Annotated in this window: 18 protein-coding genes and 1 tRNA gene; 14 read left to right on the top strand and 5 right to left on the bottom strand. The window is 66.7% G+C overall.

Features of this window, described 5'->3' with window-relative positions; genetic code table 11:
• Positions 1–25: 25 nt before the first annotated feature.
• The 3 genes from Mschef_RS10205 to Mschef_RS10195 all read left to right on the top strand — a co-directional run bounded on the left by Mschef_RS10205 (position 26) and on the right by Mschef_RS10195 (position 5,524).
• Positions 26–2,317, top strand: a complete 2,292-nt coding sequence (locus tag Mschef_RS10205) for a thiamine pyrophosphate-dependent enzyme (RefSeq protein ID WP_081128113.1) — start codon at positions 26–28, stop codon at positions 2,315–2,317.
• A gap of 136 nt (positions 2,318–2,453) precedes the next feature.
• Positions 2,454–4,121, top strand: a complete 1,668-nt coding sequence (locus Mschef_RS10200; protein WP_081128111.1) for a DNA methyltransferase — start codon at positions 2,454–2,456, stop codon at positions 4,119–4,121.
• A gap of 638 nt (positions 4,122–4,759) precedes the next feature.
• Positions 4,760–5,524: a Bax inhibitor-1/YccA family protein gene (locus Mschef_RS10195; protein WP_081128109.1), complete on the top strand. Its 765-nt coding sequence runs from the start codon at positions 4,760–4,762 to the stop codon at positions 5,522–5,524.
• 175 nt (positions 5,525–5,699) lie between these two features.
• Here the strand turns inward: Mschef_RS10195 and aat are convergent, their stop codons facing one another.
• The 3 genes from aat to trxB form a co-directional block, all read right to left on the bottom strand.
• Positions 5,700–6,422, bottom strand: coding sequence for a leucyl/phenylalanyl-tRNA--protein transferase (gene aat / locus Mschef_RS10190; protein ID WP_081128106.1), 723 nt, complete (start codon positions 6,420–6,422; stop codon positions 5,700–5,702).
• 63 nt (positions 6,423–6,485) lie between these two features.
• Complete coding sequence (locus tag Mschef_RS10185) at positions 6,486–7,628, bottom strand: GNAT family N-acetyltransferase (RefSeq protein ID WP_081128103.1); 1,143 nt, start codon at positions 7,626–7,628, stop codon at positions 6,486–6,488.
• Positions 7,629–7,641: 13 nt separating this feature from the next.
• Positions 7,642–8,601: a thioredoxin-disulfide reductase gene (gene trxB, locus Mschef_RS10180; protein ID WP_081128101.1), complete on the bottom strand. Its 960-nt coding sequence runs from the start codon at positions 8,599–8,601 to the stop codon at positions 7,642–7,644.
• A 155-nt stretch (positions 8,602–8,756) separates the two neighbouring features.
• Here trxB and Mschef_RS10175 point away from each other — a divergent pair, with 155 nt between their 5' ends.
• From Mschef_RS10175 to Mschef_RS10135, 9 genes are all read left to right on the top strand, one after another.
• Positions 8,757–9,821: an alanine dehydrogenase gene (locus Mschef_RS10175; protein WP_081128099.1), complete on the top strand. Its 1,065-nt coding sequence runs from the start codon at positions 8,757–8,759 to the stop codon at positions 9,819–9,821.
• 156 nt (positions 9,822–9,977) lie between these two features.
• Positions 9,978–12,317 carry a DNA translocase FtsK gene (locus Mschef_RS10170; protein ID WP_081128097.1) on the top strand — a complete coding sequence of 780 codons (2,340 nt, stop codon included), beginning with the start codon at positions 9,978–9,980 and terminating at the stop codon, positions 12,315–12,317.
• A gap of 234 nt (positions 12,318–12,551) precedes the next feature.
• Positions 12,552–13,190: an outer membrane lipoprotein periplasmic chaperone LolA gene (gene lolA / locus Mschef_RS10165; protein WP_136256534.1), complete on the top strand. Its 639-nt coding sequence runs from the start codon at positions 12,552–12,554 to the stop codon at positions 13,188–13,190.
• 26 nt (positions 13,191–13,216) lie between these two features.
• Complete coding sequence (locus tag Mschef_RS10160) at positions 13,217–14,563, top strand: replication-associated recombination protein A (RefSeq protein WP_081128096.1); 1,347 nt, start codon at positions 13,217–13,219, stop codon at positions 14,561–14,563.
• Positions 14,560–15,741 (top strand): MFS transporter, encoded by a 1,182-nt coding sequence (locus Mschef_RS10155; protein ID WP_081128094.1) that lies wholly within the window; start codon positions 14,560–14,562, stop codon positions 15,739–15,741. Before Mschef_RS10160 ends, Mschef_RS10155 begins: the two co-directional genes overlap by 4 nt.
• A 195-nt stretch (positions 15,742–15,936) precedes the next feature.
• Positions 15,937–17,211, top strand: a complete 1,275-nt coding sequence (gene serS, locus Mschef_RS10150; protein ID WP_081128092.1) for a serine--tRNA ligase — start codon at positions 15,937–15,939, stop codon at positions 17,209–17,211.
• The gene (locus tag Mschef_RS10145; protein WP_081128090.1) at positions 17,208–17,576 is read left to right on the top strand and encodes a hypothetical protein; all 369 of its coding nucleotides are present in this window, start codon (positions 17,208–17,210) and stop codon (positions 17,574–17,576) included. The genes serS and Mschef_RS10145 overlap by 4 nt, the downstream gene beginning before the upstream one ends.
• A gap of 100 nt (positions 17,577–17,676) precedes the next feature.
• Positions 17,677–17,764 (top strand) — tRNA-Ser (locus tag Mschef_RS10140).
• Between the two features lie 70 nt (positions 17,765–17,834).
• On the top strand, positions 17,835–18,341 hold the full coding sequence (locus Mschef_RS10135; protein ID WP_081128088.1) for a DUF1993 domain-containing protein: 507 nt from the start codon (positions 17,835–17,837) through the stop codon (positions 18,339–18,341).
• A gap of 82 nt (positions 18,342–18,423) precedes the next feature.
• Here Mschef_RS10135 and Mschef_RS10130 read toward each other — a convergent pair whose 3' ends face one another.
• Together Mschef_RS10130 and Mschef_RS10125 are read right to left on the bottom strand one after the other, a co-directional pair.
• Complete coding sequence (locus tag Mschef_RS10130) at positions 18,424–19,413, bottom strand: DUF302 domain-containing protein (protein WP_197686773.1); 990 nt, start codon at positions 19,411–19,413, stop codon at positions 18,424–18,426.
• Between the two features lie 103 nt (positions 19,414–19,516).
• Entirely contained in the window at positions 19,517–20,968 is a 1,452-nt protein-coding gene (locus Mschef_RS10125; protein WP_081128086.1) for a phospholipase D-like domain-containing protein, read from the bottom strand.
• A gap of 180 nt (positions 20,969–21,148) precedes the next feature.
• On the opposite strand from Mschef_RS10125, the gene Mschef_RS10120 reads away from it, so the two are divergent.
• Together Mschef_RS10120 and ispG are read left to right on the top strand one after the other, a co-directional pair.
• Positions 21,149–22,828 (top strand): hypothetical protein, encoded by a 1,680-nt coding sequence (locus Mschef_RS10120; protein ID WP_081128085.1) that lies wholly within the window; start codon positions 21,149–21,151, stop codon positions 22,826–22,828.
• Positions 22,825–24,072 (top strand): flavodoxin-dependent (E)-4-hydroxy-3-methylbut-2-enyl-diphosphate synthase, encoded by a 1,248-nt coding sequence (gene ispG / locus Mschef_RS10115; protein ID WP_081128083.1) that lies wholly within the window; start codon positions 22,825–22,827, stop codon positions 24,070–24,072. Before Mschef_RS10120 ends, ispG begins: the two co-directional genes overlap by 4 nt.
• Positions 24,073–24,218 lie beyond the last annotated feature (146 nt).

The raw sequence follows: 24,218 nt of genomic DNA, 5'->3' as shown, positions 1-24,218 counted from the left end.
CATCACTCTTTCACACGAAATCGCCATGTCCGCCCAGCCCCCCATCGCCGCCCGCCACAAGGGCTTCAATCGCGCCGAGATCGTCGACCAGAACTTCACCGAGTTCGTGCAGAACTGGCATGGCAGCGCAGTGCAGCCGCCGCGCGCCGACGCGCCGGTGCTGCCGGGCAGCACGCTGGATGCGCGCGGTTTTCGCGAGCTGTTCGAGTCGCAGTTGATCTCGCGGCATCTGGACCTGATGGCGCGCGTGCTGCGTGTCAAGAACAAGGTGTTCTACACCATCGGCTCCAGCGGTCACGAGGGCAACGCCATGCTGGCGCGGCTGACCCGGTACACCGATCCGGCGTTCCTGCACTACCGCTCCGGCGCGTTCATGGCCGAGCGCTTCCGCCAACTGCCCGCGGCGCATGCGAACCGGCTCGACCCAGTGATGGACTCGGCGCTGAGCTTTGCCGCCAGCAAGGACGACCCGGCTTCCGGCGGGCGCCACAAGGTGTGGGGCAGCAAGCCGCTGTGGGTACTGCCGCAGACCTCGACCATCGCCAGCCACCTGCCCAAGGCGCTGGGCACGGCCATCGCCATCGAGCAGGCGCGGCGCGTCAGACATGCGCTGCCGATCCCCGCGGACAGCATCGCGATCTGCTCGTTTGGCGATGCCTCGAGCAACCACGCCAGCGCGCAGACCGCGTTCAACGCCGCCGCGTGGACGGCCTACCAGAAGCTGCCGGCGCCGGTCCTGTTCGTGTGCGAGGACAACGGCATCGGCATCTCGGTGAAAACGCCGCTGGACTGGATCAGCGCCAACTACAGCGGGCGCCGCGACCTGGACTATTTCTACGCGGATGGTCTCGACCTCGCTGCCGGCTATGCCGATGTCGCGCGCGCGGTCGAACACTGCCGACGCACGCGCCGGCCCACCTTCCTGCATTTGCGCACCACGCGCGTGATGGGTCACGCCGGCACCGATTTCGAGATCGAATGGCGCAGCGTCGAGGAACTGGTGGCGGTGGAGGCCGGCGATCCATTGCTGCGCAGCGCCGCGATCGCGCTGGAGTCCGGCGTGTACACGCCGCAGTCGCTGCTGGAGTTGTACGAAACCACGCGCAAGCGCTGCTTCGCCGCAGCCGAGGAGGCCGACCGCCGTCCCAAGCTCGATACCCTGGCCGAGGTCATCGCGCCGCTGGCGCCGTACACGCCGGTGGCCGTGGCCACGGAAGCCGCGCGCGCGCCCGACGCCGCGCAGCGCCTCACCGTGTTCGGCGGCGCCGACAAGCTGCCCGAGACGCTGCCGCCGCGGCATCTGGCGCTGCAGATCAATGCCACGCTGCACGACCTGCTGATCAAGTATCCCGAGGCCTTGCTGTTCGGCGAGGACGTCGCGCAGAAGGGTGGCGTGTACACGGTGACCAAGGGCCTGTTCAAGGCGTTCAGCGGCAAGCGCGTGTTCAACACCCTGCTCGATGAAACCATGATCCTCGGCCTGGCGCAGGGCTACGCCAACATGGGCCTGCTGCCGATTCCCGAGATCCAGTACCTGGCGTATTTCCACAACGCCTGCGACCAGATCCGCGGCGAGGCCGCCAGCCTGCAGTTTTTCAGCAACGGCCAGTACCGCAATCCGATGGTGGTGCGCATCGCCGGTCTGGGCTACCAGCGCGGCTTCGGCGGGCATTTCCACAACGACAACTCGATCACCGCGCTGCGCGACATCCCCGGTCTGGTCGTCGGCTGCCCCGCGCGCGGCGACGACGCCGCCAGCATGCTGCGCACGCTGATGGCGCTGGCCAAGGTCGATGGCCGCGTCAGCGTGTTCCTCGAACCAATCGCGCTGTACATGACCAAGGATTTGTACGCGCCCGGCGATGGCGCGTGGCAGTTCGCCTATCCCGCGCCCGATCAGGCCATGGCACTGGGCGAGGGCAGGGTCTATCCGCCGGAAAATGGGGGCGCGGGTGATGATCTGCTGATCATCACCTACGGCAACGGCGTGCCGATGAGCCTGCGCGCCGCGCGCGAGCTCGAAAAGCAACGTGGCTGGAAGATCCGCGTGGTCGACCTGCGCTGGCTGGTGCCGCTCAACGCGGCCTATATCGCCGCGCAGGCCCAAGGCGCCAAGCGCATCCTCATTGTCGACGAAGGCCGCCACAGCGCCGGCGTTGGCGAGGGCGTCATCACCGCGCTCAGCGAAGCCGGCTTCGGCGCCACGCCGCAAGCGCGCGTGGTCGGCGTCGACACCTACACCCCGCTGGCCGGCGCGGCATTCCTGGTGCTGCCGGGCGAAGGCGACATCGTCGCGGCGGGACTGGGGTTGCAGTAGGGCGAACTTGCAAGGCTCTCGAGCCGGCGACTTGATTCCCATGGGTCGCCTATCGCTGCTGCCAGCAAGCGCGGTCGCGCGGTGAAAAGTTGGTTACAGTGCAGCGCAGGCCCGTCGGAACAATGGAATTCGACATATGAACCGGCTCTACTTTGGCGACAACCTGCATGTCCTGCGCGAGCACATCGCCGACGAAACCGTCGACCTGATCTATCTCGATCCTCCGTTCAATTCAAAGCGCGACTACAACCTGCTGTTCAAGACGCCCAAGGGCCACGAGTCGGACGCGCAGATCACCGCGTTCGAGGATTCCTGGCACTGGGGCGAGCAGGCCGAGCGCGAGTTCAACGAGATCCTGCGCCAGTCGAACACCGACATGGCCGAACTGATGCCGGCCCTGCGCAGTTTCCTCGGCGAGAACGACATGATGGCGTACCTCGTCATGATGGCGAACCGCCTGCTCGAGCTGCATCGCGTGCTCAAGCCGACCGGCAGCCTGTATCTGCACTGCGACCCGACAGCGAGCCACTATTTGAAGATCGTGCTGGATGGAGTGTTTGGAGTCGAAAACTATCGGAACGAAATAATTTGGCGGCGTTCGAATCCGAAGAGCCACATCACGCACAATTTTCCAAGTTGTACGGACACGATTCTTCGCTATTCCAAGTCGAGCAGTTGCACGTATCACCAGTCTTACGAACAGCATGACCCTGGGTACGTTGAGAAAGCTTATCGGTATTCAGACAGTGGAGGTCGCTATCGTTTGCTGCCACTGCTCAATCCGAATGACAATAGGCCCAACCTGACGTATGAGTTTCTTGGTGTAACGCGGGTGTGGCGTTGGACTAAACAGCGAATGCAGGAAAGCTACGATCGCGGACTCGTCGTTCAGTTGAAAGACGGCGCAGTGCCCCAGTACAAGAAATATCTTGAGGATTCAAAAGGTCGAACCGTTACGAATCTGTGGACAGATATTGAGCAAGCTGCGGGCTCGGAGAATCTCGGTTATCCGACACAAAAACCGCTCGCTTTGCTCGAACGCATCATCAACGCCAGTTCCAACCCCGGCGACATCGTGCTCGATCCATTCTGCGGGTGCGGCACGGCGGTGGATGCGGCGCAGAAGCTCGGGCGACGCTGGATCGGCATCGACATCACGCATCTGGCGATCGCGCTGATCGAGAAGCGCCTGAAGGATCGCTATCCGTATCTCAACCGCACGAAACCCGAGCGGGAAGCCGCGAGTACAGCGGGTGTAGCCGAAACACCACCGGATTACATGCAGACGTTCGAGGTGATTGGCACGCCCGAAGACCTCGATGGCGCGCGCGATCTGGCGCTGCGCGACAAGTACCAGTTCCAGTGGTGGGCGTGCTCGCTGGTCAACGCGCAGCCCTATCAAGGCAAGAAGAAAGGCGCCGACGGCGGCATCGACGGCCTGATCTTTTTCCAGGACGACAAGGGAATCGCAAAGAAGATCGTGGTGTCGGTGAAAGGCGGTGACCACGTCAACGTGGCGATGGTGCGCGATCTTGCGCACGTGGTAGCGCGCGAGAAGGCCGAGATTGGCCTGTTCGTGACGCTGGCCGATCCGAGCAAGCCGATGCTGATCGAGGCTGTGAAAGAAGGTTTCTACCAATCGCCGCTGACGCAGGCGCAGTTTCCGCGCATCCAGATACTGACGATCGAAGCGCTGCTCAATGGCACCGAGCGCGCGCGTTACCCCGATCTTGCCCAGGGCGGCCACACCTTCAAGAAGGCAAAACGCGATCAGGGCAGCGCGCAGCAAAAGGGCTTGTTCTGACCAACACAAAATCGCGCGCGGTATCGATTGCGACGATTCCCGGGCTTGAACATGCGTGCCGATTCCGTGCACGCACACCGCTGTTGACCGGAATTGAAGTAAGAGCAGGGTGAGCGTCGGCTTGCTGCGTGCGCGCTGTTGCCATTGCCTTCGACGTTGGTAGCGTTGGCCTGCGCCGAGCAGCGCAGTTGGGCGCGAGGGAAAGGCGCGCATGTTCGAGCCCATGGATGGGCGAGTTCGCGCCGGCTCGCGGCCGGCGAGCAGCACAGGGCACCGTGCGCAGCACGGCGCAGGCCGCCGCGTGGATGGCTTTGGCTACTTTCCCCAGAAGGAAAGTAGCCCGCGCGGCGGCAGCCGGGCGGAACAAGGGAACCTTGCCAAGCACCACGCAAGAGCAATTGCCCACGGACAAAATGCAACTGTGCAAGGCCGGATCCGGCGCTGCGCGCCACCCTCTCCAAGAGGGGGAAGGGAAACACGGCAGGCTCGAGAGCTTACGAAATCGCAAACGCGCGGTTGTGCGTGGTTTCATGGCGCGCGGTGTATCTTGCGCCCTGCAATGTGCCGGGAGCATCGGCGCACGGGCGCGGTCACAAGCCGCACATTTCCGACATTTTTCTCTCAATCAGGGTTTCGTCATGGCTTCCGGCAATCCGCTGCTGCGTTCGTCCAACTTCGAAGGCCTCGCCATCGGCGGCGAGCGCATGACCGTCAACGGCACCATCGGCAAGACCGCGATCATGCTGATCCTGGTCTGCGTCTCCGCCGGCTGGACCTGGCTGCGTTTCGACGCGGCGCTGGCCGTGGGCGGCAAGGATGCGGCCGCTGCCGCCATGGCCGCGGTTGCGCCGTTCCTCATGGGCGGGCTGATCGCTGGCCTGGTGCTGGCGCTGGTGTCGGTGTTCGCCAAGCGCTTCATCGCCATCACCGCGCCGCTGTATGCCATCGCCGAGGGCTTCGTGGTCGGCGGCATCTCGGCGATCTTCGATCTGAGCTATCCCGGCGTGGTGGTGACCGCGGTGGCGCTGACCTTCGGCGTGATGGCGGTGATGCTGTTCCTGTACCGCAGCCGCATCATCAAGGTGACCGACAAGTTGCGCATGGGCATCGTCGCCGCGACCGGCGGCATCATGCTGGTGTACGTCATCAACATGGTGATGGGCTTCTTCGGTTCGCAGATCGGCCTGATCAACAGCGCCAGTCCGCTGGGCATCGGCTTCAGCCTGCTGGTGGTGGGCATCGCCGCGTTCAATTTGCTGATCGATTTCGACATGATCGAGCGCGGCGCCGCTTCCGGCGCGCCACGCAACATGGAGTGGTACGGCGCCTTCGGTCTCACCGTCACGCTGGTGTGGCTGTACATCGAAATCCTCAGCCTGCTGGGCAAGCTGCAGCGGCGCTGATGCGACCCTGCCAGGCGCCGCGCTCTTGCCGGTCGCCTGGCGCGCATCATCCCGGGGAGTGGATCGTGTGCGCGCACTGCGTGCGCTGACACGCGAGGCTTGCGAGTCAATGCGGGACAGCGCATCGCGATGCAGTTGCAACCACGGTGCAGGCAGCGTTTGAATTCAGCGTCTCTCAAGCCACCAGCGCCGCCGCGTGGCGCAGCGGCAGCGCGGCGTCCCAGTCGGCGGGTGCTGGCATGCCGGCCAAATCCTGCAGTAACGCGCTGAATCGCGCGCGCGGTATTTCGATGGCGCCCAGCGATCGTGTGTGTGCGTTGGCCACCTGCGCATCCAGCAGCGGCATGCCCCACGCCGCCAATGCGCGGCAGGCAAAGTACAACGCCACCTTGGAGCCACCGCTGCGTGCGCTGAACATCGATTCGCCCGAGAACATCCCGCCGCTGGCGACGCCGTACAGGCCGCCGACCAATTCACTGCCGTCCCAGACTTCGAATGAATGCGCGTGGCCGAGCAGGTGCAGGCGCACATACGCGCGACGCATGGCCGGGGTGATCCAGGTGCCGGTCTGGCCGGGTCGCGGCGCGGCGCAGGCGGCGAGTACCTGCGCGAAGGCGCGATCGGCGCTCAGCGTCCACTCCAGCTTGCGCAGCGTGCGCGCGAAGCGCCGCTGCGGACGCGTGCAGGCGGTCTCGAACACGCAGCGCGGATCGGGCGACCACCACAGCAGCGGCTCGCCCGCGCTGTACCAGGGAAAGATGCCTTGCGCATACGCCGCGCGCAGGCGTTCGGGACGCAGATCGCCGCCGATGGCCAGCAGCCCGGATGCATGCGCGCGCGCGACCGGCGGGAAGTGCGTGTCATCGGGTGCCAGCAGGTAGGGGCGGGCGCTGCTCATGTGGACATCGTAGGGCCGGCGCGGGTGGATCGTGATGCGTGGGCGATCAGCACACGCGCATTTTCATTGTGCGTAAGGCGAATGCGTCAGCAACTGCTCGCGCCAGTCTTGCACCTGCGCCTGTTCGGCTTCGAGATAGTGCGCCACGGCGTGGCGCAGCCCGGCATGCGCGATGGCGTGGCGCGAGTGGGTGAGCGTGGGCAGGAAGCCGCGCGCCAGCTTGTGCTCGCCCTGCGCGCCGGGCTCGAAGCGCTGCAGGCCGGCACGCAGGCAATGTTCGATGCCCTGGTAGTAGCACAGCTCGAAATGCAGGCCCGGCAACGGCACCTGGCTGCCCCAGTAGCGTCCGTAGAGCGTGCTCGAAGAAGCGAGGAACAGCGCCATCGCCACGATGTCATCACCGGCACGTGCCAGCGCCAACCACACCTGGCCGGGCAGGGTGGCGCCGAGGTGGGCGAAGAAATCGGCGTTGAGCGCGGCATGGTTGCCGTGCGCGTCGAAGGTTTCCAGGTACAGCGCATGCACCGCGCGCCATTCACTCGCCACGAGGCTGGCACCCGCGCGCCATTCAATGCGCAGACCGGATGCGGCGACCTGCGCGCGCTCGGCGCGGATGTTCTTGCGTTTCTTGTGCTTGAGCGCGGCCAGGAAATCCTCGAACGTGTGCCAGTCGCGGTTGCTCCAGTGGAACTGCACGTCGCAGCGCGCCAGCCAGTGCGCGTCGTCGCGCGCGCAAACGGCGAGGTCGGCGGCGTCGAGAAAGAGCAGATGCGTGGAACTGACGCGTGCGCTCTGCATCAGCTCGCGCAGGCCAGCCAGCAGCGCGGCGCGGCGTGCATCCGCATGCGCGTCCGCGCCGGCCAGCAGGCGCGGCCCCACCACGGGCGAATACGGCACCGCGCACAGCAGCTTGGGATAGTAGTCGCCGCCGGCGCGCTCCAGCGCTTGCGCCCAGGCGTGGTCGAACACGAACTCGCCGTGCGAGTTGAACTTCAGATACAACGGCGCGGCGGCCACCAGCCGGTCGTCCTCGAACAAGCCCAGATGCTGCGCCTGCCAGCCCCACTCGGCGCGTAGACAACCGTCTCGCTCCAGTCCGGCGAGAAACGCGTGACTGAGAAACGGATTGTCGTCGGCGCGCAGCGCATCCCAGTCGGCGGCGGCGATCGCGTCCAGCCGCTCGATGATGCGCAGCGCCAACGTCATCGCATGGTGCCGCTCAGTGTCCCAGGCCGTCGAGATATTTCTCGGCGTCCAGCGCGGCCATGCAGCCGGTGCCGGCGCTGGTAACCGCCTGGCGGTAAACCGAGTCGGCCACGTCGCCGGCGGCGAACACGCCGGGGATGCTGGTTTGCGTGGCATTGCCCTCCAACCCGCCGCGCACCACCAGGTAGCCGCCTTCGCGCATGGCCAGTTCGTCCTTGAAGATGGCGGTGTTGGGGCTGTGGCCGATGGCGATGAACACACCATGCACGGCGAGCTCGCGCGTGCTGCCGTCGCGCGTGCTCTTCAGGCGCAGGCCGGTGACGCCGCTGGCATCGCCCAGTACCTCGTCCACGCCGCTGTTCCAGATGACCTCGATCTTGCCGGCGCGCTGTTTCTCGAACAGCTTGTCCTGCATGATTTTTTCCGCGCGCAGGCTATCGCGGCGATGCACCAGGGTGACCTTGTCGCAGATGTTGGCCAGATACAGCGCCTCCTCGACCGCGGTGTTGCCGCCGCCGATCACCGCCACGTCCTTGCCGCGATAGAAAAATCCGTCGCAGGTGGCGCACGCCGACACGCCCTTGCCGGCGAACGCCTGCTCGGAGGGCAGGCCCAGGTACTTGGCGCTGGCGCCGGTGGCGATGATCAGCGCGTCGCAGGTGTATTCGCCGCTGTCGCCGACGAGCAGGAACGGGCGGCAGCCCAGGCGCGCCTCGTGGATGTGGTCGAACACGACCTCGGTAGCGAAGCGTGCGGCATGTTGCTGCATGCGTTCCATCAGCTCCGGGCCCTGCACGCCCTGCACGTCACCGGGCCAGTTGTCGACATCGGTGGTGGTGGTGAGCTGGCCGCCGGCCTGCAGCCCGGTGATCAGCAGTGGTTTGAGGTTGGCGCGCGCGGCATACACCGCGGCGCTGTAGCCGGCGGGGCCGGAACCAAGGATCAGCACGCGGCTGTGGCGAGGGGGGCTCATGTACAATTTCCCGTTGGTTGCGGCGAAAACGCGGCCTGCCGCGCGTGCTGGACGCGCCCATCGCGACAGGCCTGAAGTGCCGCAGCATGGGGACGGCGGATGCCTGAATCAAGCCGCGCGACGATGTTTCCCCATTTCCCTGCGAGGTTTTCCCCATGCGTATCGGCATTCCTTCAGAAACCAAGACGCTCGAAGGCCGTGTGGCCCTGGTCCCCGCCGCTTGCGCCGATCTGCTGCGTCACGGCCACGAGGTTTACGTGCAGGCCGGCGCCGGCCTGAAGAGCGGCTTCAGCGACGATGCCTACACGCGGATCGGCGTGCACATCGTGCCCGATGCCGCGGCCCTCTACGAGAAGGGCGAGCTGATCGTCAAGGTCAAGGAGCCCATCGCCGGCGACCTCGCGCTGCTGAAAAAGCACCATCTGCTGTTCTGCTACCTGCATCTGGCCGCGGAGCCGGAACTGACGCGCAAACTGCTGGCCATCGGCCTGACCGGCGTGGCCTTCGAGTCGGTCGAGGACCACGGCGGCCTGCCACTGCTGCACCCGATGTCGGTGATCGCCGGGCGCATCGCCACGCAGATGGGCACGACCCTGCTGCACCAGCCGCAAGGCGGCAAGGGCAAGCTGCTCGGCGGCATGGCGTCCACGCCGCGCGGCAAGGTCGTGGTGCTCGGTGCCGGCGCCGCCGGTGGCAATGCCGCCGCGCTGGCCGCCGCCGCCGGCGCCAATGTGGTGGTGTTCGACAAGCGCCCGGATCGCATGGCCGAGATGATGGCGCTGGGCCCCAATGTCACCGCGCTGTACGCCTACGAATCACTGGTGGCCGAGGAGGTGGCCGCTGCCGACATCGTCGTCGGCGCGGTGCTGATCCCCAGCGCCAAGGCGCCGCGCGTGGTCACCGAGGCCATGGTCAAGTCGATGGAGAAGGGCAGCGTGCTGGTGGACATCTCGATCGACCAGGGCGGCTGCTTCGAGACCTCGCGTCCGACCACCTGGAAGGATCCCACCTACAGCGTGCACGGGGTGACGCATTTCGCCGTCACCAACATGCCCGGCGCGGTGCCGCAGACATCCTCGCTCGCCATCTGCGCGGCGATCCTGCCCTACGTGCAGCGTCTGGCCGCCGATGGCGACTGGCGCCAGTTCGAGCCGCTGCGCAAGGGCATCAATGTCGAGGCCGGCAAGATCGTGCATCCGGCGCTGCAGGACATGGTCTGAGGCCGCGCGCGCGGATCGCCGGGTTTCATCGCTGCGCCTGACAACTTGCGCGACACCCGGCTGCGCGGCGGCGCAGCCGACACGGCGCGCCACTGCTTCCGGATGCCGGCCGCAGCCTGTGCTGGTGTAATCTGCGGCGGGTTTGCGGCATGTGGGATGACGGTGGCGGCCAACGGCAAGACGAGCGGCACGAACGGCAGGATCGCGCTCAGCGAGGGCGCGCGGCGTCTGCTGCGCGAGGCGGGCGCACTGCTGCTTTTCCCGGTCGCGCTTTACGTGCTGGTATGCCTGCTCACGCACAACCGCAACGACCCGTCCTGGTCGCACTCCGGGCCGCAACTGGGCGTGGCCAACTGGGGTGGTCTGATCGGCGCGTACCTGTCGGACGCGTTGCTGTGGTTTTTCGGCATCACCGCGTACGCGTTTCCGGTGTTGCTGGCGGTGCTGGCCTTGTATGTGCTGCGTGAGCGCGCGCGCCTGCCGCGCTCGCCACTGGAGCCCACGCTGCGCCTGATCGGTTTTGTCGGCTTCGTCGCCAGCGGCGCGGCGCTGGCAACGCTGCGTCTGGGCACGGCGACTAGTCTGGCGGCGGGTTACGGCGGCATCCTCGGGCGTCTGATCGGGCATCCGCTGCAAGGTGGCTTCGGCTTGCCCGGTGCCACACTGCTGCTGTTCGCGGTATTCCTGGTCAGCGTGACCCTGGCCACGAGCCTGTCCTGGTTCGCGGTGATGGATCGCACCGGGCGCCTGACGCTGCTCCTTGGCGATTGGTTGCGCGCGCACCTCAAGCGCACGCCCGAGGTGCTGGCCGCGCGCAGCCAGCGCATCGAGCGCGAAGAAGTGCGCCGCGTCGAAAGCAAACGCAAGTCCGAGCGCGAACCGGTGCGCATCGAGCCGCCGCCGCTGCCCATGGTCGAGAAGAGCGATCGTGCCGCGCGCGAAAACCAGATCCCGCTGTTCGTGGGTCCGGCCGTGCCCGGGCAATTGCCGCCGCTGTCCCTGCTGGACGAGGCCAAGCCGACGCTCAACAAGGGCTGGTCGCAGGAAATGCTCAAGGTGCTGTCCGAGCAGCTCACCGCCAAGCTGCGCGATTTCCGCATCGAGGCCAGTGTGGTCGCCGTGTTTCCCGGACCGGTGATCACGCGTTTCGAGATGGAACCCGCCGCCGGCGTGCGCGGCAGCCAGATCAGCAGCCTCGACAAGGACATCGCGCGCGGGTTGTCGGTGCAGAGCGTGCGCGTGGTCGACGTGATCCCCGGCAAGAGCGTGATCGGCATCGAGATCCCCAACGCGCACCGCGAGATCGTCTATCTGTCGGAGATCCTGCGTTCCAAGGAGTACGACGCGCAGAAGTCGCCGCTGGCGCTGGCGCTGGGCAAGGACATCGGCGGTCGGCCCGCGGTGGTGGACCTCGGCAAGATGCCGCACCTGCTGGTCGCCGGCACCACCGGCTCGGGCAAGTCGGTGGCGCTGAACGCGATGGTGCTGAGCCTGCTGTACAAGGCCGCGCCCAGCGAAGTGCGCATGATCATGATCGACCCGAAGATGCTCGAGCTGTCGGTCTACCAGAACATCCCGCACCTGCTGGCGCCGGTGGTCACCGACATGAAGGAAGCCGCCAACGCGCTGCGCTGGTGCGTTGCCGAGATGGAGCGGCGTTACAAGCTGATGTCGGCGCTGGGCGTGCGCAATCTGGCCGGTTTCAACAAGAAGGTGCGCGAGGCGCAGGCTGCCGGGCAACCGCTGCTGGACCCGCTGTTCAAAGCCGATGCTGGTGACGCGAATTCGCCGCCGCCGCAACTGCAGACGCTGTACTCGATCGTGGTGATCATTGACGAATTCGCCGACATGATGATGATCGTCGGCAAGAAGGTCGAGGAACTCATCGCGCGCCTGGCGCAGAAGGCGCGCGCCGCCGGCGTGCACCTGGTGCTGGCCACGCAGCGGCCTTCGGTGGATGTGATCACCGGCTTGATCAAGGCCAACATTCCCACGCGCATCGCGTTTCAGGTGTCCAGCAAGATCGACTCGCGCACCATCCTCGACCAGTCCGGCGCCGAGACCCTGCTGGGCCACGGCGACATGCTGTACCTGCCGCCGGGCACCGCTACGCCGGAGCGCGTGCATGGCGCCTTCGTCGACGACGCCGAGGTGCACCGCGTGGTCGAATGGCTGCGCGCGCAGGGCCGCCCTGATTTCATCACCGGAGTGCTGGAGGAAGTGCAGACGCTGGGCGATGGCAAGGTGATCGGCGAGTCCGGTCTGCCCGAGGATGCCGCAGGCGAGGACGGCAGCGACAATGCGCTGTTCGACAAGGCCGTGGACATTGTCGTGCGCAGCCGCCGCGCTTCGATCTCGGGCGTGCAGCGGCATCTGCGCATCGGCTACAACCGCGCCGCGCGGCTGATCGAGATGATGGAGCAGCAGGGCATCGTCAGCCCGCCCGAGCACAACGGCAATCGCAGCGTGCTGGCGCCGCCGCCACGTGAGTATTGATCCCCTGAACCCGACCCAGCAGGACCGCCGCGGTGGCGTCGAATGGCGCATTGCGCGCCGCTGGACCGTAGCGCGGCGAACACCGGTGCGCACGCTGCATGGCGCGTCATTTCATCGCGATGCAGCCACCTGGCGGCATGCTATGCGACGTTTTTCCACTGTCTGCCAATGGCCAGCATGAATATCCAGAATCCCCATGTCTCGCATTTCGCCGGTGTCCGTGGCGCCCTTGTGATGTTGTGCGCGCTGGGCCTGGCATTGCCCGCGCTGGCGCAGGCTGCAGGCAGCGCGCGCGCGCAGCTCGATGCGTTCGCGTCAGGTCTGCAATCGGTCAGCACGCATTTCAGCCAGGTCAGCGTGGACGCCAACGGCAATGCCGGGCGCAGCGCCAGCGGCACGCTGCAACTGGCCGCGCCGCGGCTGTTCCGCTGGCAGGTAGACAAGCCCTACCACCAGCTCATCGTCGCCGATGGCACACGCGTGTGGGTGTACGACCCCGACCTGCAGCAGGTGACGGTGCGCGCGCAGAACAGCGCCGAGGCACACAGTCCGCTCAATGTGCTCACCGACCTCAAATTGCTCGATCGCCAGTTCAAGGTCAGCGAGGATGGTGCGCACGATGGCCAGGCGTGGCTGAAGCTGCGCCCGAACAACGACCACGCCGAGTTCAAGTACGCCGAGCTGGGCTTCGCCGACAACCAGTTGCAGACGATGGTGTTCGAGGATCTGCTGGGCGATCGCACCACGATCCGTTTCAGCGATTGGCGACGCAACGCGAAGCTGCCGGCCGACACGTTCCGTTTCACCCCGCCGCCCGGTGCCGACGTGATCGGCGACGCGCCGACGGCCGAGGCCTATCCGCTCAAGAACTGAGACGGCTGCGGCCGTATCATCCGCGCATGTCGCGCAAGCCCGCCAACGTCTCGCCCTCGCTGCTGCCCGAGTCCACCGCGCTGCAGCCGCTGGCCGAACGCATGCGCCCGCAGCGCTTGCAGCAAATGGTCGGCCAGCGTCGGCTGCTGGCGCCCGACGCGCCGCTGCGCATGGCGCTGGAGGCGGGCAAGGTGTACTCGATGGTGCTGTGGGGGCCACCCGGCTGCGGCAAGACCACGCTGGCGCGGCTGGTGGCGCATTACGCCGATGCCGAGTTCGTGGCGATTTCTGCGGTGCTGTGCGGCGTGGCCGAGGTGCGCGCCGCGCTGGCGCTGGCCGAGGCGCGCTATGCGCAGGGTTTGCGCAGCGTGCTGTTCGTGGACGAGGTGCACCGTTTCAACAAGGCGCAGCAGGATGCATTCCTGCCCGCGATCGAGCGCGGCATCATCTTGTTCATCGGCGCCACCACCGAGAACCCGTCGTTCGAGCTGAACTCGGCGCTGCTCTCGCGCTGCCGCGTGCATGTGCTGGAGGCGATCTCGGCCGACGACATCGTGGTCGCGCTGCAACAGGCACTGGACGATGACCAACGCGGCCTCGGCGCGTTGCGGCTCAAGCTGCAGGACGACGCGCTGCACTCGATTGCGCAGGCCGCCGATGGCGACGTGCGCCGTGCGCTGACCTTCCTGGAAATCGCCAGCGAACTGGCGCGCGACGGGGTGATCGATCGCGACACGCTGACGCGCGTGCTGGCCGAACGCACGCGCCGCTTCGACAAGGGCGGCGAGCAGTTCTACGACCAGATCTCGGCGCTGCACAAATCGGTGCGCAGCTCCGATCCCGACGCCGCGCTGTACTGGCTGACGCGCATGCTCGATGGCGGCTGCGATCCGCTGTATCTGGCGCGACGCATGTTGCGCATGACGGTCGAGGACATCGGCCTGGCCGATCCGCGTGCGTGGCGCATGGCGCTGGATGCCTGGGATACCTATGAACGCCTGGGCAGTCCCGAGGGTGAGCTGGGCCTGGCCGAACTGGTGGTGTATCTGGCCGTGGCGCCGAAGAGCAACGCGGTCTATCGCGCGCTGGGCGAGGCGCGGCGCGTGGTCGCCGCAACCGGCACGCTGGAGGTGCCGATGCACCTGCGCAACGCACCGACCAAGTTGATGAAAGAGCTGGGTTACAGCAAGGGCTACCAGTACGACCACGACGTGCAAGGCGGCGTGGCGCTGGATCAGCGCTGCCTGCCCGATGCGCTGGACGACCTGCAACTGTACGCACCGGTCGAGCGCGGTCTGGAATTGCGCATCAAGGAAAAACTCGATGCTCTGCGCGCGGCGCGCGCGCAGGCGCGCGGCAAGGGCAAGGCATGAGGAAGTTGCTGCGCGCGTTGCCGCGCACGGTGCTGCTGCTGAGCCTGATCAGCCTGTTCAACGACAGCGCTGGCGAGCTGGTGTATCCGCTGGTGCCGTTGTACCTGGCCACCGTGCTGATGGCCGGGCCGCGCGCGCTGGGCCTGATCGAGGGCGTGGCCGAGGCGGTCAGCAGCCTGGTCAAGCTGGTCGCCGGCGTGCTGGCCGACCGCATGCGGCGCATGCGCATCTGGGTCGTCTGCGGCTACAGCCTGGGCGCCATCGCGCGCCCGCTGCTGGGCCTCGCCACGAGCTGGCCTGGCGTGCTGGTACTGCGCTTTGCCGATCGCATGGGCAAGGGCCTGCGTACCGCGCCGCGCGATGCCTTGCTCAACGCCAGCGTGGCGCCGGGGCAGCGCGGGCTGGCGTTCGGTTTTCATCGTGCCATGGACAATCTGGGCGCGGTGATCGGTCCGCTGGCTGCGGCCGGGCTGCTGGCCGTGGGCATGCCGATCGCGCATATTTTCTATCTGGCCATCATCCCCGCGCTCGTGGTGATCGCGCTGGCGCTGGCGATCCCGGAACCGGAGGTGACCCCGGTGCTCAAGTCGGTGCCGTTCGACTGGCGCTTGCGCGAGCAAAGCCCGGCGCTGCGCCGGTATCTGCTGGTGCTGGCGCTGTTCACGCTGGGCAATTCATCCAACATGTTTCTGCTGCTGCGCGCGCACGATCTGGGTGTCAGCGACGTGCAGATCCCGCTGCTGTGGGCACTGATGTCGGGGGTGGCGGCGTTGTTCTCCACGCATTTGTCCAGCCTGTCCGATCGGTTGGGGCGCACGCGCGTGATCACCGCGGGCTGGGTGATCTACGCGCTGTTTTATCTGCTGTTCGGTTTGCTGCCTGCGCAGGTGGCGCTGCTGTGGCCGATGTTCGCGTTCTATGGCTTGTTTCTGGCCGCGACCGAGGGTGCCGAGAAAGCGCTGGTGGGCGATCTGGCGCAGCGCGAGCGCGGCGGCACCGCCTATGGCTGGTACAACCTCGTGGTGGGCCTGATGCTGTTGCCGGCCTCGGTGCTGTTCGGCTGGCTGTGGCAACACATCACGCCGCTGGTGGCGTTCGGCTTCAGCTCCGGCTGCGCGCTGCTGGCCGCGCTGCTGCTGCTGTTCTGGGTGCGCCCGCAACATCCAGCCGCGGCCTGAGGTTTGCGCTGCGCGGGCCGCGCTCGCGATAATCGACGCGAGAGGTCTGCCAGCGTGATTACCGCGCAGAGCCTGCCCCCGCGCAGATGGGGCTGGAAGCCAGTCGCAGGATGCTTCTGCATACGCGCGTTCGCAGGCCTGACGATACCCGCAAGGTATTCTGTGCGGGCGTCACCGTTCTGATTTGGAGATTCCATGCTTGATCCCGTTCTGCTGCGCACGCAGCTCGATGCAATCGCTGCGCAACTGTTGCGCCGCGGTTTCGCGCTGGAAACCGCGCTGCTGGGCGCACTCGAGGCCGAGCGCAAGCAGGTGCAGACCGCGACGCAGGAACTGCAGAACCTGCGCAACACGCGCTCCAGGGCCATCGGCCAGGCCAAGGCCAGGGGCGAGGACACCACGGCGTTGATGGCGGAGGTGGCTGGTCTGGGCGATCGCCTCAAGACCAACGAGCAGCGCCTGACCGAAATCCAGGATCGGCTGGCCGCGATCGCCTTGGGCATTCCCAATCTGCCCGAGGCGTCGGTGCCGGATGGCAAGGATGAAACCGCGAATGTCGAGCAGCGCCGCTGGGGCACGCCGCGCGCGTTCGATTTTGCCGTGCGCGACCACGTCGAGCTGGGCGCGCGCGACGGCGGGCTGGATGGCGAGGCCGGGGCGCGATTGTCCGGCGCACGCTTCACCGTGCTGCGCGGCGGCATCGCGCGTCTGCACCGCGCGCTGGCGCAATTCATGCTGGATTTGCACACGCGCGAGCACGGCTACACCGAATGCAACGTGCCGCTGCTGGTCAATCCCGAAGTGATGCAGGGCACCGGGCAGTTGCCCAAGTTCGAGGAGGACTTGTTCGCCACCCAGGTCGGCGACACGCGGCGCTATCTGATCCCTACCGCCGAAGTCGCGCTGACCAATCTGCTGCGCGAGTCCATCGTCGAGGCCGATGCGTTGCCCATGCGCATGGTCGCGCACACGCCATGCTTTCGTGCCGAGGCCGGCAGCGGCGGGCGCGACCTGCGCGGCATGATCCGCCAGCACCAGTTCGAGAAGGTCGAACTGGTCAGTATCGTCCGGCCGGTCGACAGCGCCGCCGAGCACGAACGCATGACGCGCTGCGCCGAGGTGGTGCTGGAGCAACTCGGATTGCCCTATCGGCGCCTGTTGCTGTGCGCGGGTGACATGGGTTTCAGCGCAGCCAAGACCTACGATCTGGAAGTGTGGCTGCCCTCGCAGAATACCTACCGCGAGATCAGCTCGTGCTCCAACTGCACCGACTTCCAGGCGCGGCGCATGCAGGCGCGCTGGCGCAATCCCGACAGCAGCAAGCCCGAACTCGTGCATACGCTCAACGGTTCCGGCGTGGCCGTGGGCCGCGCGCTGGTCGCGGTGATGGAGAACTATCAGAACAGCGATGGCAGCATCAGCGTGCCCGAGGTGCTGCGCTCCTACATGGGCGGCTGCGAAAAAGTGTGAGCGCCCGGCCTGCGTCCGCATCCGCCGCACATCTGGCGATCGGCTTGTTCACCGGTGTGGTGATTTCGGCCTGGGCCGGATTTTTTCTCGGCATCGGCATGATCGGCTGGTTGCCGTGGTGGCATGGGCCGCTGTTCCTGGCGGGCATGCTGCTGTTGCTGGGCATGGCGTGGTGTTGGCGCCGCCGCCTGCTGCCGCAGGCCCTGCTGCTGCTGCTGACGGTGGCCTATCCGGTAGCCGCGGCCAGCGTGCGCAGTCCGCAGGTACTGGTGTTCGGTCTGGGCATGTTGCTGCCGCTGTTGCTGGTGCTGGTCGTGGTGGTGGTGTCGGTGAAGCTGGGCAAGCCCCCCAAGTCGCCGCGTTGAACCGCCGCCGGCGCACCGACCATCCCATGAGGCCCGCGTCGTGCGGCTAGAATGTCGACTGGATCAGGCTGCTGCAGCGCAGCCCGCCATCAAAATCAACGGAAGCGTGGCCGAGTGGTTGAAGGCACCGGTCTTGAAAACCGGCAACGGGCAACCGTTCGCGAGTTCGAATCTCGCCGCTTCCGCCATTTCGCGCGCCGCATGTGACGCTGCGCGCAGTCACGCCAGCTTTACCCCAACTTCCCTGGAGACAACCGCATGAACCCATTGATGTATGACGCCACGGTCAAGGTTTTCGATCGCAGCCTGGGCGCGCTCGCCGCGATTCTCGACAAGGCCGTGGCGCATGCCGAGGCCAAGGGCTTCGATCCCGCGATCCTGCTCAACGATCGGCTGGCGCCCGACATGTTCACGCTGACGCGCCAGGTGCAGATCGCCTGCGATACCGCCAAGGGCGCCGCCGCGCGCCTTGCCGGCATCGAAGTGCCCAAGCACGAGGACACCGAGGCCACGTTCGCCGAGCTCAAGGCGCGCATCGCCAAGACACTGGCGTTCGTCGACGGCATCCCGGCCGCCGCGTTTTCCGGCAGCGAGGACCGCACGGTGGTGCTGCAAATCCGCAAGCAGGACGTGACGTTTGCCGGGCGCACGTATCTGTTCGAGCATGCTTTGCCCAACCTGTTTTTCCACATCACCACGGCATACGCCATCCTGCGCCACAACGGCGTCGCGATCGGCAAGGGCGACTACCTCGGCGCACGCTGAGGGGCTGTGGATTTTTCAGTCTGATTGCGTCAACACGCGGTCGATGCAAACCCGCGCGGTATCGCGCGGGTTTGCGTGTTGCTCAATCCTGCTGAGTGGACGTCGCCGCAGTGCTTCCGCGCGCCACAGCCTTCAGTGCCTTCTCGATGGAATCCGGCGCGCACATGATGCTCATGAAGCTGTTCGAGCCCATCATGCTGAGATCGGGAAAGTTGATGGCGATGCGAAATTTCACCGCCAGTGCGTAAACCCGGCCGCCGGATACGAGGATGTCGTAGGGCAGGTGGGCGGTCGACTTGAGCGCCCTGAAGTCGATGCGGCTCATGATGTACTCATCGCCGCTGCACTTGTTGCCGGTGGTGCCGGCCAGCGCCACCCCGAACAGTGTCTGCTCCTTGCCGGGGATGGCGACCTCGTAAACCTCGCTGGCGCCGCCATTGTGCGCGGCCAGGCCGGCCTTCACCGCGCTCAGCGCCTGCGCGTAGCTGTCGTACTTGGCGAGGTGGTGGGCATCGTCGAAGTACGGCATCAGGAACTTGTAGTGGTAGTCCCTCAGGTCCGCTGCCGTCAGGCCTTTTTTGGAGCCATAGGCCTGCTGCGCGCCCAGCGCCTTGCCGAGATCCGCCGCCACGCCGCGCAGATCGCTTTTCAGGCGATAGGCATTGGCCATGTAGCTCGGATTGGTATAGGCCACCTGGATTTGCGTGGCGCCTTTGCTGACCACCCGGGTGACGCTGACGCGCTGCACGACGGCATAACCGCCGAACTTGGTTTCTGCGGCGGCGGCCAGCAACGCGGGGTTGGTGACGCCGATCACCTCGGCCGATACCGTTTCGCCTGCCGGGAAGGCGGCATCGGAGTAGGGCGCGTAGCTGCCGACGATGCTGAATCCGTGGTCCGTGAGTTGTTTCTCGACCTGGGTGACGACCTGCGCCATGTCGCCGCTGGTGGTGTAGGCGAGCTCGAACGGTTTGAGCCGCTCGGCGGCATGGGCTTGATTCAAGCCCAGCAGCAACAGCGCAACGACAGCAATGCTCGAAACAGACCGTAAACGCATGACGGATGTGACCATGATGGGCTCCTCGCGCCGGTGTGCCGCATTTGCAAATCGCACATTAGGAATATGCGAGTCAGCAGTGAAAACATTCCGCCAGCCTGCGTCAAGGTTCGCTGCACTATTTTTCGGGCACGCGCGTTGCGGCAGCGGCGCGCCGCCGTGCCTCGCGCTGGCGCAGGATGCGTTTCCACAGCAGGCTGGCGCCCAGCCACGCGGCAAACAAGGCCAGCGGCCAGGCCAGCACACGCGGCCACCACGCGCCCAGCGCGGCCAGCAACAGCAGGGCGATCCCGGCCAGCGACAGCACGCCGCGCTCGGAATCGGCCAGCACGCGGCGATTGGCGATGGCCGCGCCCACAGTGTTGGCCAGGCGCAAGGCGGTGGCTGCCGCGCGCGATGAACTGCCGCCGCGCGCACTGCGGCGGCGCTCGCCCTGCGGGCGCGGGCGCCGGCCGGCCAGCAGCAGTTCGGTGGCGTTGTCCAGATCGCGCAGGTAGTGCTCCTGCATTTGTTCGGCGATGCCGATGTCTTCGATCGCGGCATCGAGTTCGCAGTTGGCCAGCCAGCTCGACAGGTTGAGATTCGATGAACCCACGCGCGCCCAGCGCCCGTCAGCCACCGCGGTCTTGGCGTGCATCATGCTGCCGTTCCATTCGAATACGCGGATGCCGGCTTCCAGCAGCGGCCGGAAACCCGCGCGCGACAACGCTGCAACTGCGGGCAGGTTGTTGTTGCCCGGCACCAGCAGGCGCACATCGACGCCATCGGCCGCGGCCGCGGCCAGGCCGCGCACGTAAGTGGGCACGCCGACGAAATAGGCATCGGAGATCCACAGCGTGCGTGTGGCCATGGCGGCGATCAGTTGCTCAAGCTGGTACATGGCGGCCTGCGCCGGCACCGTGGCGATCACGCGCAGTGCGACTTCACCTTGCGCCGCGGGAACCGGTGCCGCGGCGAACTCCAGCGCCGGCCCCATGCCGCCCCAGCTTTCGCGGAACGCGGCTTCCAGATCGGCTACGGCCGGGCCTTCGATCAGCAGCCCGGTGTCGCGCCAGGGCGGTATGCCGTGCGCCGCGTCACCCAGCCACTTGGCCGCCACGCACACGCCGGACAGCGAGCCGATGCGCCCGTCCACCACCAGCAACTTGCGATGATCGCGGCCGATCCAGCCCAGCGGACTGTCCAGGCGCGGCGGATTGAACACGCGCACCGCGATACCAGCGGCGCGCAGCGGTTCGAAGAACGCGTGCTTGGCATTGCCGAAGGTGCCGAACCAGTCGTGGATCAGCGCTACCTGCACACCGGCGCGCGCGCGGGCGACAAGCAGGTCGCGGAAGCGCCGCCCCACGATGTCGTCGGCAATGATGTAGTTCTCCAGCAGCACGTAATCGCGTGCCGATTCGATCATGGCCGCCCAGGCCTCGAAGTGCTGCGCGCCGTCGATCAGCAATTGCACACGGTTGCCGGTGATCAGCGGCGCGCCGGCCGCGCGGCTCAGCACCTGTCCGGCGATCAGGCGCAGGGCAGGCGTCAAGGCATGTGGGGCAGCGGAAGCGTTAGCCTGATTCATGCCGCACAGTGTAGGGCGCCGCGAAAAACCGCACCGACATGGTTCGCCCGGATCACTTCATAACCGGGGGTTCCGCTGCCGCGCTGGGGCGGCGCGCCGGCTGGGGCTAAAATGGCGCCGGCCCTGCACGGGCGAGGATCATCACGGCATGCACGCTGGATACCGTCACGGGGGGAACTCATGAGCGAGGCCTACACGCGCCTGATCGCAGGCATGCCGGCGCGCGTGCCGGCCACGGGCGGGATTCCCGCCAGCGCCCGGCGCATGCAGCAGAACATCGCGCAGTTGCCGATGGCTAATCCTGCGGTGGCTGCGCGCGAGCTCACGCATTTGCTCGAGCGCATGCTGACGACCGTGTGGCCGGGTGGCGAGCGGCTCGCGGCACTGGACGGACTCGGCGCCAGCGTCGCGCAGTTGTCCGATGGCTTCGAGCGCCAGCTCACCAACGAAAGCTTTCCATTGCCCGCGGCCAAACTGGCGCTGGCGGAAATCGTCAGCGGCTTCCAGCGCGCGCTGGCCGATGGCTACGCGCTGGCCGTGTATGAACTGTGCGCGCCAGCCGGCAAGGTCGGCTGGATGCGCAGCCAGGCGATCGCGCAGGGCCTGGCGCGCGCGCTGCGGCATGGTGGGCTGAGCCTGCTGTGGCATTACCGCCTGTATCGCACCCCGCCCGCGGGCGCCTGGCTGCGCATGCACGCGGCTTATGCGTTCGCGCTGGAAAGCGGTATCGCAGACAAACCCGTGACGCTGGATCCGACGCAGCGTCTGTCGTCGAGCACGATCTACAAACATGCGCTGTTGCTGGCGCTGTCCAACCCGTACCGCTTCTCGACGCGTGAGTTGTCCGATGCCTACGAGATCACCGGCGTATTCGCTGCGCGCTGCCGATTGCACGCCGGCGGCAGCGGCGCCATCGCGCTCGATCTGGCCGCCGACACCGGGCCTGGCTATCTGCCCGAGGAGCGCCGTGCCGCCGCGCCCGGCCTGCACGATTTCGACGCCGAGCCCGCGCGCGCGGCACTGGCGGCGGATCGCCAGATGCAGCCTGGTGGCATCGCGCACGGTACTTACCGATTGCATGACGGCAAGACACTCGAGGTCAGCCACGCCTTCCTCGAACGCTTGCAGTCGACGTGGAGTGGCAATGCCGAGCGCGGCCATGCGCGTCTGCAGGCTGGGCACCCGCTCGAAGCTGTCATCGGCCTGCATGCGCTGCACATGCTGCTGGCTGGCGGGCAGCAGTTCCAGACCTTTCTCAGCGGCCTGCGCGGCGCCGGCATCAGCATCGGCGCGCACACGCAAAGCCCGGCATGGGCCGCGCCCGCCGATGGCGGCGGCGTCGCCGTGCAACGTGTGCAGGTACTCGATCAAAGCCTCGGCGGTTATCGCCTGTTGTGGCACGCCGAGACCGGCATGCGCATCCGCGTTGGCGAGATCGTCGGTCTGGCTCCGCCCGCCGAGCGCGGCGACACGCAGGACTGGATGGTCGGCGTCGTGCGCTGGTTGCGCATTGAGGAGTCCGGGCAACTGGATACCGGCGTCGAGCTGCTGGCGCGGCAGACGCTGCCGGCGGCGGTGCGTTTCCCCGATGCACGCGGCCAGTTGCGCAACGCGGTACGTGCGTTGTTGCTGCACGGTGATGATCACGAGCAGTTGCTGTTGGCGACTTTGAACGACGCCATTCCCGCCGCGCTCGAACTGAGCCTGCCCGAAGACCCGCGTGACTGGCAGCCGCTGCCCTCGGTGCGGCTGGCGCAGATCGAATCCAGCGCGGCGCTCAGTCCGGGTTACCAGAGCCTGCGCGTCAGTGCCGCGCCGCGGCCCGTGCCAGCCAGCGCCACGGCCGGGGCTGACGCATGAGCGCCGTTGCGCCCATCGGCAGCACCGCGGCCCGACACCCCACGTGCGCGGTACGCATCGGGCGCGTGCGCATCGGTGGTTCCGCGCCGATCGTGGTGCAGTCGATGACCAACACCGATACCGCCGATGTCGCCGGCACCGCCCAACAGGTGGCCGAGTTGGCGCGCGCTGGCTCCGAGCTGGTGCGCATCACCGTCAACACCCCCGAGGCCGCGGCCGCCGTGCCGCGCATCCGCGAACGCCTGGACATGATGGGCGTCGAGGTGCCGCTGATCGGCGATTTCCATTACAACGGTCACCAGTTGCTGGCCGCCGAGCCGGCCTGCGCCGTGGCGCTGGCCAAGTACCGCATTAACCCGGGCAATGTCGGCTTCGGCAGAAAGCGCGGCACGCAGTTTTCAGCCATCATCGAAACCGCGTTGCGCCACGACAAGCCGGTGCGCATCGGCGTCAACTGGGGCTCGCTCGATCAAGCCCTGCTGGCGCGGCTGATGGACGAGAATCATGCACGCGAGAGTCCATGGGATGCCGCAGCGGTGGGCCGCGAGGCACTGATCCGCTCGGCGCTGGATTCGGCCGCGCGCGCCGAGGAACTGGGCATGGCGCGCGATCACATCATCCTCTCGTGCAAGGTGTCCGGCGTGCAGGAGCTGATCGCGGTCTACCGCGATCTGGCCGCGCGCAGCGATTACGCCCTGCATCTGGGTCTCACCGAAGCCGGCATGGGCAGCAAGGGCATCGTCGCATCCACCGCGGCGTTGGCGGTGCTGTTGCAGGAGGGTATCGGCGACACCATCCGCATCTCGCTGACACCGGCGCCGGGCGAGTCGCGCACGCGCGAGGTGATCGTCGCGCAGGAGCTGCTGCAGACCATGGGTCTGCGCGCGTTCACGCCGCTGGTCACCGCGTGCCCTGGCTGCGGGCGCACCACCAGCAGTTTCTTCCAGGAGCTGGCGCAGCGCGTGCAGGAACACGTGCGCGCGCGCATGCCCGAATGGCGCCTGCAATACGACGGTGTGGAAAATCTGACCCTGGCGGTGATGGGCTGCGTGGTCAACGGCCCCGGCGAATCGCGCCATGCCAACCTCGGCATTTCGCTGCCCGGCACCGGCGAGACGCCGGCCGCGCCGGTGTTCGTCGATGGCGAGAAAACCGTCACCTTGCGTGGCGCGGGCATCGCCGATGAGTTCATCGGCATCCTCGAGGACTACGTCGCCACGCGCTACAGCCAGCGTGGCGGGTGACAGCGGACGGGCGCCACGACTGCACCAAGCACATATCACGTAAATATTACGTTTCAAAGCCATCATCGTATGGTTTCGATGCGTGGATTTGCTTTGCGGCAGCCATGCAATCTGATTAGGTTTCCGTAAGCCGGGCATGGTTCCGG

Origin of the sequence: Metallibacterium scheffleri (assembly GCF_002077135.1) — a bacterium.
Classification (GTDB): Bacteria; Pseudomonadota; Gammaproteobacteria; order Xanthomonadales; family Rhodanobacteraceae; genus Metallibacterium; species Metallibacterium scheffleri.
The sequence above is the reverse complement of the archived record's forward strand: the minus strand, read 5'-3'. Positions and strand labels throughout refer to the sequence as shown.